This window comes from Bartonella sp. AP21QHHD (assembly GCF_042196205.1).
Lineage (GTDB): Bacteria > Pseudomonadota > Alphaproteobacteria > Rhizobiales > Rhizobiaceae > Bartonella.
In genome coordinates this window covers 17489-34329 of sequence record NZ_JBHIPT010000095.1, presented here as the reverse complement: position 1 = coordinate 34329, position 16841 = coordinate 17489, and the positions used below count along the sequence as shown (strand labels likewise).

The window sequence follows — 16841 nt, the reverse complement described above, 5'->3', positions numbered from 1 at the left end:
GAAAGCAAAATGCTTTTCAAGGGAGCAGAGATGAAACAAGCTTTTTTAAAAACACAGCTTCTCCCTTTATGTCCTCTCGATAAAAGTGGTTCCCAATGGTTAAAAGACATGGAAGAACAAGCAAGGAAAGAAGGTTTAGAATCGCTTGTTTCCATCATTTCAGAGAGTGGAACGCAGATTGATTTTATCAGTTCGGTTATGACCTTATCTCCTTTTTTGCGTGAGGTTTTAATTGCCAACCCATCATATCTTAGTGCTTTATTAAATGTTGATATAGAAACAAGGCTGAGCGAAATTATAGATGATATTACAGCTATTGATAAAGATGAAGCTATAAATGAAACTTCATTGATGGCTGCTTTAAGGCGCAAAAAACGAGAAGCGCATGTTCTTATTGCTTTAGCTGATTTGGGTGGTGTTTTTACTTACGAAGTTTCATGTGCTTGGTTGACACGTTTGGGCGAAGCAGCATTAAGTGTAGCACTACGTTTTCTATTAAGAGAAGCGCATGATCATGGTAAGATCAATTTATTAAGCCGTGAGAATCCAGAAAAAGACTGTGGTTTAATTATTTTAGGGATGGGAAAGTTAGGAGCAGGGGAACTTAATTATTCTTCTGATATTGATCTTATTGTTTTCATTGATGAAACATCATCTCATATTGGTAATCTTTCTGAAAGTGTTAACGTATTTTCTAAAATGGTACGCCGATTAATCCGTATCATTCAAGAACGCACTGCGGAAGGATATGTTTTTCGTCTTGATTTTCGTCTTCGTCCAGATCCAGGTTCAACCCCTTTGGCCTTACCAGTAAGGACTGCATTGCGTTATTACGAAGGGCGTGGGCAAAATTGGGAACGAGCAGCCATGATTAAAGCACGTCCAGTTGCTGGTGATAAGAGGGCAGGTTTTAACTTTCTCAAAGAGCTTTTTCCCTATGTGTGGCGGAAATATTTAGATTATGCTGCTATTGCTGATATTCATTCGATCAAACGTCAAATTCATGCGCATAAAAATTACGGTCAAATTGCAGCTTATGGGCATAATATAAAGTTAGGTCGTGGTGGTATTCGTGAGATTGAGTTTTTTGTTCAGACACAGCAGCTCATTGCTGGTGGACGTTTTCCTCAATTACGTGGACGTCAGACAGTTGCAATGTTAGCAGAACTTCACACGCTTGGTTGGATCAGTGAGAAAACGAGAAATAGCCTTATAAAAAGTTATGCTTTTCTTCGAAATGTGGAACATCGTATTCAAATGCTTTTCGATGAACAAACACATCTTCTTCCAAATGATACTGCTCAATTCACGAGTGTTGCCTATTTAATGGGTTATCAAGACAGTAGCAGTTTTATCCGTGATTTATTAAAAACACTTCAGATTGTTGAAAAACATTATGCTGCACTGTTTGAGAATGAGCAAGAACTTGGTTTAGAAATTGGTAATTTAGTTTTTACCGGTGAAGAAGATGATCCGGAGACATTAATAACGTTAAGCCGTTTAGGCTTCGAAAGAGCAAGTGATATTTGTCGTATTATGCGCACGCTCCATTTTGGTCGTTATAAAGCAACGCAATCAGCCGAAGCACGCGAGAGATTAACGGAATTAACACCAGCTCTTTTGAAAGCTTTTGGTGGGACAAAACGAGCTGATGAGGCGATGTTGCGTTTTGATGGTTTTTTACAGGGCTTACCTTCAGGAATTCAGCTTTTTAGTCTTTTGCAGTCTAATCCTTCTCTTTTGGATATGCTTGTCCTTATTATGGGTGCTGCTCCACGTCTTGCAGAAATTATTACACGCAGATCCCATGTTTTTGATGGAATGTTAGATCCGAATATTCTTTCAGAATTACCGACCAAAACGTACTTAGAAAAACGGCTTGAATATTTTCTTGAAAATGTTCTTTCTTATGAGGAAATTCTTGACCATTTAAGGATTTTTGCAGATGAACAACGTTTTTTGATTGGTATTCGAATTTTAAACGGTACAATTACAGGAGAAAGAGCGGGTTTTGCTTTTACTGCGCTTGCTGATCTTATGATTACAAAAACATTTGCTACCGTTCAAGAGGAATTTTCTCGTCTTCATGGTCGTATTAAAGGAGGGCGTGTTGGCATATTGGGTATGGGGAAGCTTGGAAGTCGCGAATTAACAGCAGATTCCGATGTTGACCTCGTTTTGCTTTATGAACACGATGATGATGCAGAAATATCTGATGGAGAAAAGCCTCTTTATATCTCTCAATATTATACGCGTTTAGCACAGCGCCTCGTTTCTGCTTTATCCACTCTTACAAGCCAAGGTATTCTTTATGTCGTTGATTTAAGGTTACGGCCATTAGGCAATAAAGGACCTATTGCTGTTTCTTTTCCATTTTTTAAAAAGTATTATCGCCAAGAAGCATGGATATGGGAATATCTTGCTTTAACAAGGGCTCGAGGCATTGCAGGAGACCCTGATTTTTTACAAAAGCTAGAAAATGAAGTGTGTGCAATTATTGCTATTTCTCGTGATAAGAAGGAAGTTGCAAAAGAAGTATGTGAAATGCGTGCCTTGATTGCAAAAGAAAAGCCGCCAAAAAATCAATGGGATTTAAAAACGATGTCTGGTGGCATTATGGATTTGGAGTTTATTGCTCAATTTTCTCTTATTACGCATGTCATTGAGTTTCAAATTGGAGCGACGACAGCGGATATTTTAGATCACTTACCAAACAGTTTTCTTAATCAGTCATGTATTGCTGATTTACATTATGCCTATCGTCTTTATACAAATTTGAGTCAAATTATACGGCTTTGCTTAAATGATTCTCTTGATCCCAATGACATGCCACCTGGATTAAGTGACCTTTTGTTGAATAGTGTTGGGGAACCTGATTTGCTTCGTGTTGAAAAATTAATTGCAGAAACTGGGCAATTGGTCTGTTCAGTTTTTACAAAAATCATGAAATATTAAAATAATTCTATAAGAATAAATAAAAATTATTAATTCCATTTTTATATATTAATTTTTGTCTTTCATTTCATAGACGCTTGAGAGGGTTAGAGTGAAGTTCTCTACTGTTTTTTCAAGTGTGATGAAAAAATTCTCCATTCTAGGTATCATTCTTTATACAAAAAGCGGTGAGTGATTAATTTAGTGAATCATATTTTTTATGAGCGTTATCTCATTTTTTCAAAAAATTGACATTATAATTATTTATATAATTCCAAGTAATAATGATCAATATGAAGCTATAAAAGCTACTATAGATTAATAGCTTCTGGGAATTATAAATAATATTTAAGCTTTATTTAAAACTAATTTTAATTTTTTAACTGTGTCATTTTTGCTATAGATTTTTTCAAAAAATTGTGAAACGATTTATCATTATTTATGTATCACATTAGCTTTTAGGGGAGCAATTATGATTACAAAGTATTTAGCCTCAACATCTATATTTTCTTTAATTTCAATTTCTGTAGTACAGGCGTCGGATATCGTTATTCCTGAACAACCTGTTCCTGTTATTCCAGCACCTGCTTTGTCTTGGACAGGATTTTATCTTGGAGGACAGATTGGTAACTTTTCAGGTAAAACAACTGCAAGTTATTTAAAACATGAGACAGGGATATGGAATCCAATTGGAAAGGAGAATTTACCTAAACTTTCTGGTTTTATCGGGGGAGTTTATGCAGGTTCCAATATTGATATCGATAATAGTTTTATTATAGGTATTGATACAGATATTATGTGGTTTGGTAAAAAGGATTCTAAAGATGTCAATCTACCGAAAAAAAGTCCAACTGAAGAAACACCAAAACTTGTAGAAAAAACAAGTCTAACAAGAGATTTGCATGAGGAGGATTCGACAACACCTATTAAAGCTGTACGTCATACTTTAAAACAAAAATGGGCTGGTGCTACACGGGTGAGAGTTGGTTTTGCGATTGAGCGTATGATGCCTTATATTTCTGGAGGGATTGCTTATACGCAGCTTCAGAATATTTTTGCGGCAGTAGCTGATAGCAAAAATGGAGAAGTTGATTTTTCTGATTGGTTGCATGATGAAAAAAAGACCATGATTGGTTATACCCTTGGAGGTGGTATTGATTTTGCAATGACTGATAATATTATTGTACGTGCAGAATATCGTTATTCAGATTTTGGCAAAAAGAAGTTCATACAGGATAAATTTGAAATGGGCTACAAGACAAATGATTTTCGTGTGGGTGTAGCTTATAAATTTTAATTTTTTGCAGAATTAAACACTTCAAAAGTCTCATTTTCGAATGAGGCTTTTATTTTTCAGATATGTTCTAGTAAATATCCTTTACTCAAAAGAGCTACTATTTTATTCGAACAATACTTTGATTTGTAAACATAAATTACTTTTTGTCATGTTGAGTGAGAGACCCAAGTGTCATAAGATTTTCTCATTTTAATTGAACCGATCAAAACCATGTCTTTTGCACGTCAAAAAGAGGGGGCGTCGTGAGATAAAAACATTAAAGAAAGAATAAAAATGCTTCTTATGAACCATTTTAAGTGCTAAAGGCTGTCGCTACATTAGGGGGTGGCAAAGTGTGAGATTTTGATACTAGCTTGCTTTTCCATAAACGTGAAGATGGTGTTGCTAAATGGACTTAACATTACATCATTCATAGGTACCGTCGGGAAATGGGTTTGGGTGCTTTAAAAGATGCTTTTTTAAACCAACATGTGAATTGGCAAGCTAATGGCATTTTATTTTATTTGAAAGATTTTTCATACAATCAACTTTTCTGTTTTGCGGTATCGTAAAATATTTTATTTAATAACAAAAAGCTCGCAAAAAAACTCTAAAGAACGTAAAATTACATCCGCAATATAATTCAATAATAAAATAATTATAAAGAGTATTATAAAGTGATTTATAGGAAAAAATAGAGAGAAAATTAGGAATTTATTGAGACATAAAAAACATTATTACCTATGTCTGTTATCGAAATATAATCTATTATTTTCCTAATTTTTTAATGTACGATAATAAATTTCGAGTGAAATAGTAATGGATCATTTCAAATCTATTTACGATAAATCAATCAACATCATTTGTTTATGAATCACAAGTAGGTTGGGTTATTTAAATTATATACTTTAGTTATTATTTGGCTTTTTTAGCCATTGATTTTCAGGTATAGAAGCTGAATGAGCTTCTCTATTATTCTATAAAATATCATCATTGTAATATTATAAGGATTTTACGCATTAGATGCTTTTGGAGGAGTGGATGATGAAATTCAAAGCAGGGTTTATGTGTAGAGCTTTGTGAAGTAAATCACATGCGCAATTAGCAGCTGGAACCCGTGAGACAAGAATCTGAATTATTTATAAATCAGATGTGGTAGAATTTTCGTCCTTTAGAGCGGGAAGGAAGAAAACCGATAAGTTTGTAAAAAGCTCGTTACATAAGTGGGGCAGCAGATGGAATTCTCTGAGAAAAATTGATCTATTAACAGAGAAGGTGAAACTTTGTCTTTTAAGGAGAAAAAGGGAAATAAGAATTATGATTTCCAAAGGGATGTGAAATAAAAATATTTTCGTTTTTGGTTGTTTTGGCAACTATGAAGGTGTTTAAAGATTAATTGTTTCAGTACATGCAATCTCGTTTTTGGGGTTGATAATGCTATAACGTTGTAATTGGCAATGCCATTGATTTTGTAAGCGTTCAATGGAAAATAAATTAAAGCCTGCGGGTGGTTTTTTATCACCAAAAGCTTGTGATGCAGAAGGAACACCAACAATAGGAATTTTTTTAATTGGTCCTTCAATGTAATTCAATGTGGGTAAATGAGTATGTCCGTGAAGAATAAGCTCACAACCGTGGTATTTGATAATGTCTAGAAAACGTTTTATATCCCGTAGTTTTTTATGCCAAGACGTTGCCTTTGGAAAGGGGGGGTGGTGAATCATGACGACACGAAAAAGGTTGCGCTGTGCTGCTTCCTTTAAAAAGAGCGGTAAAGTTTGCGCTTGCATTTTACCAAAATAGCCAGAAGCTTGAAAAGGCAATGTCGCAATGGCTGAAGAAGCTGCTATGATGGCAACATCTTTGCGAATGCGCATATAAGGAAAGGCACTTTTTTGAGGGATGTCACCTGTAATCCAAGGTTTAAAGAGAGTGCATGCTTTTTGTAAAGCGCCGCGGACATAGGCATCGTGATTTCCAAATGTCAAAGAAATATCTTGAGGTTTTCCTAGGTTAAGTAGCCAACGATGAGCTTGTACAAATTCTTTATCGAGAGCAAGATTTACAAGATCACCAGAGATCACAAGGTGATCAGGTTTTGTTTTGTTCAAGGCATCTATTAAAGTTTCTAGGACATCTGTTGCCATCTGACTCTTACGTTTTTTTTGCCAGTTCAGATAACCGGTAAGACGTTTCCCAGAAAGTTCAAAAAGGGAAGGTTGCGGGAGAGGGGAAAGATGTACATCCGATATATGGGCAAGATAAAACATAAAAGCTCGTAAAGTATTAAAAACGATTTAAAGAATAAACATAAGATAAGTTAGTGCTTAAAGGCAAGAAAGATTGTAAAATGAAAATTAGCTTGCAAAAAAGAATGTCTCAAGCGGAATGTTCCAAATAGAATATCCCTAATAAAATATCATTGTGTTGTAGATTCACATATTTGTAAAAAAAAACACTTCTCAATGCGTTTGAGCTAATTTCACGATGGTACTCGATATTATAATTGAAAGCTTCTGTGAACTATATAGGGCTTACTGTACACTACCATCTCTACACTTATACAAGGTGCAAATAAAAAACATCATACTATTTTCCCCCAATTTTATGAAAATCCTTGCTTTGCTTTAAGAGGATTCATAAGAGGTATTTCACTCTTTTCTTCAATGGTTTCTATCCATACAGCATCCCTTCTAATAATACGCAAGAGAATGTTTTTTATTGTTTTAATATGAGGATATTGGAAATAAGGAGAATTCCACTGTATTTTGAGTTATAAATCAATACGTTATCTAATTACAAAAGACAAGTAAATACGTAAAAAGATAAGCTGAATTTTAAAACTATTATACGAAATCTCAGACTTTTTAACGGCCTTCATAATACCACATGCTGCTCAACAGTAAAAGGCAAGCAAGCAGTGCAAAAAAACCAGAAAATATCGAAAAATAAAAGGTATTGATTAAACGGGTTTCTGTTGCTTCTTTCAGAACAATTGAATGTGCTGGGGAAGAGGACGGACTTGTTTTTGATTGAATCAGCTTAAATGGAGGAAGATGAATGTTTTCTTTTCCTTCAGGGTGTAAACGTCCGATGTAGCCACCAGTGTGCTTAATAATGGGGGCTAGTTTTTCTTGTGTTGAAATCAAGTCAAACAACTCAAGATTATCGAGCATCCCTACAGAAGAAAGTATTGTTAAACCGCCATTTTTAATGTTAAAAATTCCTGTCTCATCAGTGGTCACAGTTGCAGTAAAAAGGCCTTCTTTCTCTTTGGTCAGAGTAATATTTTCTTTTTTTCCAGAGGGAAAGATTATTTCAGCGGGTTCTGGATGGTCTTTTAGAGTTTGGCGGCGAATTGTTAAATGATGATGGCTGCTGGTCGCACTTAATTTTTCTTCCTCAAGTTCTGGTTCTTTCATGAGCCAATGGGCAATACGACGATAAAGAGCAGCATAAGGACCACCGCCTTCGAAACCTCGTGCCCAAAGCCAACTTTCATCAGAAAGCAACATACCTACACGTCCTTTATCAACATGCGAGAGAAGTAAAAGTGGTTGTTCATCCGCTCCTTTCATGAGGGCGATTCCGTTATTTATGTTTTGAATAGCAATTTGTCGCAACCATTGCCCCCATTGAGAAGCGGGAAGGTTAAGTGTTGCAAGACCCCTTGTGACAGGATGGCGCTCACCTTCTTTGGTTAATGTGGGGCGAAAAGGTTTTTCAATAATAGTTCCATTGGGCAATGCCGGTAGAATGCTTATTAAAGGTGTTTTCGCAAGTGAGTTTTTTTGGGTAAATTCAGGTCCTGTTACCATCAACAATGCACCCCCCTTTTGTACATATTGGGCGATATAATCATAATAGATTAAGGGGAGAACAGTAGAGTGCTGGTAGCCATCAAGGATGATGAGATCAAAGTTATTAATTTCTTCAACAAAGAGTTTTCTTGTGGGAAAGACCACTAAGGATAATTGGCTTGAGGGCGTATTATCTGCTTTGGTGGGGGGACGCAAAATAGTAAAGTGAACAAGATCAATATTGGAGTCACCCTTCAAAAGGTCTCGCCATGTCCGTTCTCCATTATAAGGAGCACCTGAAATAAGAAGAACGCGTAAATTTTCTCTGATTCCTTCAATAATTGTTATGGCGCGGTTGTTTTCCAAGCTTAGTTCACCTTTGTGTGGATCAGTTATAACTTGGATAATATTTTTTTCAGCATGAGGAAGGGTAATTTCAGTTTGAAAAATCACGCCAGGAGTTACAGAATAATGGCCAATGTCTTGTCCATTGACGCTTAGTGTAATATTTACTTTCTGTGATATTGTTTTTTTGGCGGGGCCTTTATCTTCTACCAAAATGGAGAGCGTTTGTGGTTTGTTGACAAGGGCAAAGCGTGGAGGAGAAATAAACTTGATTTGGCGATCAAATTCATCTGAGTATCCTGTAATCAGGGCATTGAGAGGTGCTTCATGATGAAGATCTGATAGGTCAGGGATGTCATGCACTTGTCCATCGGTGATAAAAATGGTTCCTGCATAACGAGAGAACGGTACATCAGATAATGCTTGTGTTAAAGCTTCAAACAAATTCGTTGAGGGTGCATATTGATTATCAGCAAGTTTCCCAGCTTCAATAAAGCGTGGTTCAAATTGTGGATAATGCGCCAGTGTTTCGACTAATTGCCTGCGCGCTTCATCACTATCATTTGTACGTGTTCCAAATGATTGGCTTTTGCTGCGGTCAATGACAATGCCTACTGTGCTTTTCAGTGGTTCGCGCTGTTCTTTTATGATCATTGGATTGAGCAAAGCAAGGATAAGGGCGCTTAATGCCATCAGACGAAATAAAGAACCTTGCCGTTGCGTAACAAGACCAACAACGACAAAAAGAATCGATATTCCGCTTAAGAGCAGAATCCAAAAGAGTGGTAAAAAAGGCTGAAAAGTGAAAAATGATATCATTGCCTTCTTTCTCTTTTAAAGCGTTCCAAGAGTGCTGGAACATGCACTTGATCCGCTTTATAGTTTCCTGTAAGCACATAAAGGACAATATTTAAACCTGCACGAAATGCCCATAGACGTTGCATTGGATCATTGGGAACAAGGGGATATTTCCATGCCCCTTTTTCATCGAGTGCCCAAGCCCCAGCAAAGTTATTTGCGGTGATGAGAAGGGAGCTTACGTTATCGCCGTTGGCAAGAGAGTTTTTATTTTTTTTGTTTGTTGATGAGGATTCAACCCATAAAGGTGAACCACGGTAGAGACCAGGAAAATCTGGCATAATATAAAAAGAACGTGCAACAACATGATCTGTTGATGCTGGCTCAATGGATGGAATATTTAACTCTTTTAAGATATCTCGTAATCTTTGCGTTTCTGGAGTAGCGTCTCCTTCAAGATTAAGATTGCTCTTTATCTGATCGCGCGTGTCAAATAAAATTGTTCCCCCATGTTTCATAAAGTTATTTATTTTTTCAAGGCTTTTGGGGGTTGGTATAGGACTCTTAACATCAATTGGCCAGTAAATAAGAGGATAAAAAGAGAGTTCATCTTTATCGAGATCAAGTGCTGTAACAGAGCCAAGGGTAAGCATTGTGCGCTCTGCGATAAATTGACTTAACGCTTCTAGACCACTTTTACTCGTTGTATCAATTTCATGATTATTGGTTATAACATAGGCAAGATGTGTTGCGCCAGCAGCTTGTACACTATCATGATGATTTTCTTTCGTTTGTGCATGAAGAGTTGGATCATATGAAAACAAGGCAATAAGACTTATAAAGGGGACGAGAAACATATTACGCCGTTTCATGAAAGAAAAAATATCTCCCATCCATAAAATGAGAAAATTGTCAAAGGCGAATAATAAGATGGCTAATCCTAAAAGTGGACCGATAAGATTTTTTTCTTTTGTATCGTAAGATAAAGGGCTTTTATTAAGAGAAGTTGGCAATGATGATTGTTTCATCAAGTGCGACGAATGAGTTAAGAGATTGAGTGCATAAAAATTGTTTTTGGCACCATAAAGTCCTAGGGGAGTATGGTAGGAAGGATGGGGTGGATTTTGAGAGTCAAAGATCAAAGGAACAACATCAGAGGGTGGTACTTGTAATTGTCCGTCAACGGCTATAGTTCGCCAAGGGTTTTGTATCACTGTTCTTTTTTCTCTGTGTGTTAGGTTTGTGTTTTCGTTAGAACCTAATGTGATTAATTTTTGCAGCATTTGTGCAAAAAAGCCAGAAAGAGGAAGGTTAGACCATGTTGGGTCAGGAGCAACATGAATGAGAATGAGGGTTCCTTTACCACGTTTTGCTGCGGTAACAAGAGGAGTTCCATCCGAAAGGCTAAGCCACGTTTTTTCAAAAAGATCTGGGGTTGGTTCTGCGAGGATTTGGCGCGAGACAGTAACATCTCCTGGAAAGGGAAGACCAAAGAAAAAGCTATTTTTTGCAAAAGGGGCAAGCTTTTGTGGTTTTGTCCAAGACATAATACTTCCAAGGGAACGTTGACCTGGGCGCAGTGGTATCGGAAGAAGGTTATCGTAATGTTCTGCGCTACTGAGTTTTTCTCCTGCAAAGCGGATGAGTGTTCCCCCTTTATTCACAAAATCAGAAAGTTTTTTTTCTGCTTTTGGGGGTATGTTAACAATGTCACCCATAATCAAAACAGATGGATTTTGTTTAAGCAAATGATCAATATCCGTTGAAAGTTCTCTTCCACCGGCTGTTATAAGCTGTGTATGACCTTGTAAGGCTTTGATAATGTAATAAAATGGAGCAAGTAAAGGCTGTGCCATTTCATTGGTATCGGGTGAGAGAAGAGCAACACGGCTTATCCTGTTATGGCTATCTACCAAGAAGGTTGCAGCAGCATGGTTTTGATTGTTTATTTTTATCCAAGCGATATCATTGCGTAGTTCAAGTGGTACATTAAAAGGAACAAGTGCTGTTGTTTCTCCTTCAGAGAACTTGTTCGTAAATTGACCGAGAAGTTGATTATTTGAATCGTAAAGGCTGAGTATAGCGGGAGTATTACTGTGTGTTGTTGAGCGGATAATACGCGCGCCCATGTTTCCATTGTTATTTTCTATGGATGTTATGCCGGTTAAATCGGAAATATCAGTCAAATACCACAAGAAGTTTCTAGGTTTTAATTCTTCAAGAAGAGCAAAAGCTTGCTCATCTTCATTTGTTTGTAATCCATCACTTAAATAAGCAATATCAAGAGGTTTTCCTTTGGTTCTTTCGCTGAGTTTTTTGAAGGCATGCACACGGTTGACAGGCCAAGGACGCGGTTGCAAATGCATTAAATGCTGTTTTATAATCTTGGCTGGTTGGGGCTCTATATTGGAGATATTATTTTCAGCCGTTGCAACAAGATAAATATTTTTTTGCTGTTTTTCTGCCTGTGCAAGGAGCATTTCAGCGATAGAGATGCGCTGTTTCCATTCTTTTACAGAAACCCAACCATTATCAATAATGAGTGCAAGGGGTTGAGATCCGGAAAAGCTTATTGGTTTTTGATTCCAAGTGGGGCGTGCTAGAGCTATGATAACAAGTGCCGCTATGGTTAAACGCAACAAGAGCAACCACCAAGGTGTATGTTTTGCTGTTTCTTGTTGATGAGTTGGTTTGGGTAAGAAGCGAAAAGGGGGAAAAAGCTCTTTACGCGGAGATGGAGGAGTTATCCGCAACAGCCACCAAATGACCGGTAGGAACAAAAGCCCTAGTAACAGAAAGGGAGCAGCAAAACTCAAAGTGCCCTCCTTTTTTGCAATGGAGAGTCGCTCATTGTATTTGCAAGATGAAAGATGGTCTCTGTTAAAGGTTGATCTGTTGTACTAACGTGATAAGACCATCCTTGGCGTGCGCAAAAATTTACCAATTCTTGTCGCCTTGCGTGATATAGTTTACAATAGCTCTTACGAAGATCTTCTGCTTTAGTGGAAACATGTTTCTCTTTCGTTTCGGGATCCAAAAATTCTGTGTGACCTGTGTAGGGAAAGCTTTCTTCTGCGGGATCAGAAATTTCAATTAAATGCGCTGTCACTTGTTTTGTAGTTAAAACGGTTAAATATTGGATGATTTTTTCAGGATAGTCGAGAAAATCACTCATTATAATGACATGTGAAAAGCGTGTAATCGTTGAAAAATCCGGAAATAAATTTTCATCTGAATGATTTTCTAAAGCAAAGGCTATTCGTTCTACGACATTGGATGTCATTGTGGGGGACATTAAGTTAGGAATAGCAATATGTTCGCCACTGCGTGCAAGAAGGGATGCCAAGGTAAGGGTAAGAATAATGGCATGATTACCTTTAGAGATTTTAGAAAAGCGCGAACAGTAATGCATTGATGCGCTCTGATCAGGACAAAGCCAAACGGTTTGTGTCGTTTGCCATTCGTGTTCGCGCAGATACGTATTTTCATCACGCGCTGAGCGACGCCAATCAATGCGGGTAATGGATTCTCCTTCCATATAGGGACGAAATTGCCAAAAGTTTTCCCCATTACCGCTTTTACGTTGTCTGTGCCATCCGGTTATCAGTGTATTAGCGATATGACGCGCTTGTAAAAGGAAATATGGCATTTTGCCAGTATCCTTATGCAGTTCATTTGCCAGCGACAATGGAGGCTTTTGTAAAACTTTTTTGCCAAGTGCCATTCAAAGAGCATCTTTCACAAGGTTATTGATAATATCTTTTACGGTTATATCTTCAGCACGGGCAGAAAAATTAAGAGCCATGCGGTGTTGTAATACAGGATAGGCCAATGCTTCAACATCATCAAGTGAAGGGGCTAAGCGTCCATAATAAAGAGCACGGGCGCGAACACAAAGTGAAAGGGCTTGTGATGCCCGTGGACCAGGTCCCCAAGAAACATAAGTATTAGCAAGGCTATTGTCTTTATGAGGGCGAGATGAGCGGACAATTTTTAAAATAGCTTCGATCACACTTTCTGAAAGAGGCATTTTGCGAACGATATTTTGAATTTTTTGCAATTTTTTGCCGGATAAAATTGGTTTTGCATTTGATTTTTTTTCTTTTGTTGTTTCTAAAATAATCCGTCGCTCTGTTGTGAGGTCAGGATAGTCAATATCGATTTGCATCAAAAAGCGATCCAGTTGTGCTTCAGGAAGTGGATAGGTCCCTTCTTGTTCGAGAGGATTTTGCGTTGCAAGAACATGAAAAGGTTGTGGCAAATCATAACGGTTACCTGCAACAGTAACATGATATTCTTGCATAGCTTGTAAAAGGGCTGACTGTGTCCGTGGGGAAGCACGATTGATTTCATCGGCCATGAGAAGTTGCGTAAAAATAGGACCTTGAATGTATCGAAAAGAACGTTTACCGTCTTTATCGGAATCCATAATTTCAGAACCAATAATATCCGATGGCATTAAGTCAGGAGTGAATTGGATGCGTTTTTCATCAAGCCCTAAGACTGTTCCCAATGTTTCAACAAGACGTGTTTTTGCAAGTCCTGGAGCACCGACAAGAAGGGCGTGACCACCAGCAAAAATAGCGATTAAAGCATATTCGATTACCTGATTTTGCCCAAAAATAACTTTGTCAATTTCTTTTTGTAAAATATCCAATTCTTTGTGTGCCGTATCAATATCATCAATAATGACTTGAGCTTCATGATTGATATTGACCTTTTTTATAGAATTGGATGATGGATCATGTTGACTCATATTTCTTCCTTAAGGCGTTTGTCGCAAAAATGGTAATTTTCTCTGCATGATAATGGATATCTTATTGTTTGTAACAGAAAATGAGAAGAAATGAAGTATCATATGCCGTTTTTTTTCATATTCGTATAGAAGAGAAAAGTTTCTTTGGAAGAATAGACGTGCTTTATAAGGGATGTCTTAAAAAATTTGTTTTATGAAGAGAGTTTTTTAAAGCAATGAAGACAACTTTTTTGAAAGGTTAAAGGGTGAATATAAGACAGAACTTCAAACAGGTTGCGTGGTTACAACAAAGTGATATCCAAACACTTCTTCGTGTTTTGTCTGTGGAGGGGGAAGAGGCGCGTATTGTAGGGGGAGCAGTGCGCAATCAACTGCTAGGGCAGCCTATTAGTGATATTGATATTGCAACAACCTGTTTGCCGCAACAGGTTATTGCACGTGTAGAAGAAGCAGGATTTAAAGCTATTCCTACAGGGATTGCTTTTGGTACAATAACAGTAGTTGCTCATTCATGTTCTTATGAGGTTACAACGCTTCGCTGCGATATTGAAACAGATGGTCGTCATGCAAAAGTGGCATTTGGTCGTGATTGGAAAAAAGATGCTGAACGGCGAGATTTTACGATAAATGCGCTTTATTGTGATGCTGCTGGCAACCTTTATGATGATGTGGGAGGTTTGAGTGATATTGCTAGCCGAACAGTTCGTTTTATTGGGGTTGCAGAAGATCGTATTGGCGAAGATTATTTGCGTATTTTACGGTTTTTTCGCTTTTTTGCGTGGTATGGAGCAGGGCGACCTGATGTGCAAGGATTGAAGGCATGTGTTCGTTTAAAACACGGTTTAAAAAAACTTTCTTCTGAACGTATTTGGGCAGAAATGAAAAAGCTTCTTGCGGCGTTTGATCCAACGCGTGCTCTTTTATGGATGCGACAAAGCAGAATTTTGGCACTCATTTTTCCTGAAACAGAACGATGGGGTATTGATGCAATTCACGCATTGGTGAAGACAGAACAGGATCTTGGTTGGAAAGTTGATCCATTGTTACGGCTAGAAAGCCTTCTTCCTCCTGATCCCATGCGTCTTCATGAAATGGCACAGCGCTTGCGTTTTTCTCTTAAAGAAACAACGCGATTAAAAGAATGGGCAGAGTTAGAAATAATAAACCAAAACTGTTCTGATCATTTTGTGCAAAAACTGATTTATTTTCATGGACGACAGCCAGTTTTAGATCAATTATCGTTGTCTGTCGCTGCATCACATCTTGATCATCTGGAAAAAAGTGATGCTTTGCAAAAAGCAGAGGGTTATGTCAAGCTTTATCAATTTGCCCAAAAATGGCAAATTCCAACTTTTCCTATTAATGGTAACGATTTAATAAAGAAAGGTTTTACAAAAGGTGTACTTTTAGGAAAAAAGCTTAAAGAGCTAGAAATGATATGGATTGAAAGCGGATTTTTAATGGATCGTCATGCACTATTAGAAAAAATTGATTTATAATATTTCTGTTTATAAATTCACTGTTGTTTATATTTTTTAAGTCAACATATTAATTTATAATAATCATTATTTATGTGAAATAAGAGTTCACAATATTGTAAGGTTATTTCAAACCTGTTCATATTACATCAATCAAAGTTATTGCCTTACACGTCACAAGTGAGGAAAAATGATTACAGAGAGGAAAAATGTCTCTTATGAATCATCTCAAAGATAAGGATTCTCGAAAATGAGAACGAATAAAGAGAATAGTGGTAGCGGTTTGCACCTTGTATGACCATAAAGAGGGGGATGTTCACTGGATTTTTACTATGAGGAGTATTTAATCATTCATAGGTGGTGATATGAGGTGATATGAAATGGATGTGATGGGCACTAAGAAATGTTTATTTTACCAGCACTTAATTGTTGGAAAATGATAGGCATTATACGCTCTAACTGTTCTTTATATGTTGTATTATTGTTTTTCGTGATAATTTATGTTTTTATAGATTACAGTTTCTTTCATGATAACCAATTTGGCGTAATGCTTCTCCTGTTGTTATGGCTACGCTCATGGCGAGATTTAGAGAGCGTGCCTGTGGTTGCATGGGAATTTTTAATGTGTAATCGGCCGCTTCATGAACATAATCGGGAACGCCAGCTGTTTCACGACCAAAAAGTAAAACATCATTTCTTTGATAGCATATCTGCGTATAGCATGTTTTTGCTTTTGTACTTAAAAGCAACAGGCGGCGGTTAAAGTGTTTCATGGAGCTTATAAAATGTTGCCAATCAATGTGTCGTTCTAAGGAAGCATATTCGAGATAATCCAATCCTGCGCGTTTGAGATTACGATCCGACAGATTAAAGCCTGCAGGTTCAATAATGTGCACATGTAAACCAAAGCAAGCGCTAAGACGTAAAATCGTTCCAGTATTACCAGCAATATCAGGTTGGAAAAGAGCTATATGAAGTGTCATGTTCTCTATAATATGATTTTTCTTTCGACTTTGTAAAGAAGCACCACAATTTATTCGAAAAATATGCTTTGAGAAATACATGTTTTTTACGGTTCATTTTTATTCCCTTTAAATTTCAGGGAAAAAGTTATGTATACAGGTCTGTTTGGGATCAGAGAGAAGCTCCCTATTAGGGACTTCATTTTATTGAGCAATCCATGAAATGAATTGGCTCATTATGTTGAAAAGTGGGATATTTAATGAGGTTAGATCATCAATTTTAATTAAAATCAACAAAATATGCTTTTTATGCAAAAACAGAAGCGAAAAAAATACTCATGCAACCAGTTGGAATTGAGGGAGGGAGAGATGCTGTAAATGTGTTAAAGAAATAACCGATAAGCTCAACTTGTTTACTGAGATATGGTCATAACAAGACTATGTTTCTTTCTTTAGAAGTGTTTATTTACATGCTATCTCTGATTTTCACGG

General features: G+C 37.1%; 9 protein-coding genes. 3 read left to right on the top strand and 6 right to left on the bottom strand.

The features are described from left to right. Positions 1-30 precede the first annotated feature (30 nt). Positions 31-2955, top strand: coding sequence for a bifunctional [glutamine synthetase] adenylyltransferase/[glutamine synthetase]-adenylyl-L-tyrosine phosphorylase (locus ACFIMC_RS05675; RefSeq protein ID WP_375671841.1), 2925 nt, complete (start codon positions 31-33; stop codon positions 2953-2955). 451 nt (positions 2956-3406) lie between these two features. Further along, complete coding sequence (locus tag ACFIMC_RS05670; protein ID WP_375612993.1) at positions 3407-4231, top strand: outer membrane protein; 825 nt, start codon at positions 3407-3409, stop codon at positions 4229-4231. A gap of 1364 nt (positions 4232-5595) precedes the next feature. Here ACFIMC_RS05670 and ACFIMC_RS05665 read toward each other — a convergent pair. The 5 genes from ACFIMC_RS05665 to ACFIMC_RS05645 form a co-directional block, all read right to left on the bottom strand. Next, positions 5596-6480, bottom strand: a complete 885-nt coding sequence (locus ACFIMC_RS05665) for a metallophosphoesterase family protein (protein WP_375611167.1) — start codon at positions 6478-6480, stop codon at positions 5596-5598. Positions 6481-7077: 597 nt separating this feature from the next. Continuing rightward, positions 7078-9174, bottom strand: a complete 2097-nt coding sequence (locus ACFIMC_RS05660) for a glutamine amidotransferase (RefSeq protein WP_375612991.1) — start codon at positions 9172-9174, stop codon at positions 7078-7080. Next, the gene (locus ACFIMC_RS05655; protein WP_375671840.1) at positions 9171-11969 is read right to left on the bottom strand and encodes a DUF4159 domain-containing protein; all 2799 of its coding nucleotides are present in this window, start codon (positions 11967-11969) and stop codon (positions 9171-9173) included. Before ACFIMC_RS05655 ends, ACFIMC_RS05660 begins: the two co-directional genes overlap by 4 nt. Further along, positions 11966-12877 (bottom strand): DUF58 domain-containing protein, encoded by a 912-nt coding sequence (locus ACFIMC_RS05650; protein WP_375612989.1) that lies wholly within the window; start codon positions 12875-12877, stop codon positions 11966-11968. The genes ACFIMC_RS05655 and ACFIMC_RS05650 overlap by 4 nt, the downstream gene beginning before the upstream one ends. Next, the gene (locus ACFIMC_RS05645; RefSeq protein ID WP_375612988.1) at positions 12878-13909 is read right to left on the bottom strand and encodes an AAA family ATPase; all 1032 of its coding nucleotides are present in this window, start codon (positions 13907-13909) and stop codon (positions 12878-12880) included. A 245-nt stretch (positions 13910-14154) separates the two neighbouring features. Between ACFIMC_RS05645 and ACFIMC_RS05640 the strand changes: the two genes are divergently transcribed. Continuing rightward, positions 14155-15408 (top strand): CCA tRNA nucleotidyltransferase, encoded by a 1254-nt coding sequence (locus ACFIMC_RS05640; protein WP_375612987.1) that lies wholly within the window; start codon positions 14155-14157, stop codon positions 15406-15408. Positions 15409-15893: 485 nt separating this feature from the next. Here ACFIMC_RS05640 and ACFIMC_RS05635 read toward each other — a convergent pair whose 3' ends face one another. After that, positions 15894-16370, bottom strand: a complete 477-nt coding sequence (locus ACFIMC_RS05635) for a tRNA (cytidine(34)-2'-O)-methyltransferase (protein WP_375612986.1) — start codon at positions 16368-16370, stop codon at positions 15894-15896. Positions 16371-16841 lie beyond the last annotated feature (471 nt).

Coding starts and splice junctions, on each gene's coding strand:
- ACFIMC_RS05675 (WP_375671841.1), top strand. CDS start 31: ATGAAACAAGCTTTTTTAAAAACACAGCTTCTCCCTTTATGTCCTCTC.
- ACFIMC_RS05670 (WP_375612993.1), top strand. CDS start 3,407: ATGATTACAAAGTATTTAGCCTCAACATCTATATTTTCTTTAATTTCA.
- ACFIMC_RS05665 (WP_375611167.1), bottom strand. CDS start 6,480: ATGTTTTATCTTGCCCATATATCGGATGTACATCTTTCCCCTCTCCCG.
- ACFIMC_RS05660 (WP_375612991.1), bottom strand. CDS start 9,174: ATGATATCATTTTTCACTTTTCAGCCTTTTTTACCACTCTTTTGGATT.
- ACFIMC_RS05650 (WP_375612989.1), bottom strand. CDS start 12,877: ATGGCACTTGGCAAAAAAGTTTTACAAAAGCCTCCATTGTCGCTGGCA.
- ACFIMC_RS05645 (WP_375612988.1), bottom strand. CDS start 13,909: ATGAGTCAACATGATCCATCATCCAATTCTATAAAAAAGGTCAATATC.
- ACFIMC_RS05635 (WP_375612986.1), bottom strand. CDS start 16,370: ATGACACTTCATATAGCTCTTTTCCAACCTGATATTGCTGGTAATACT.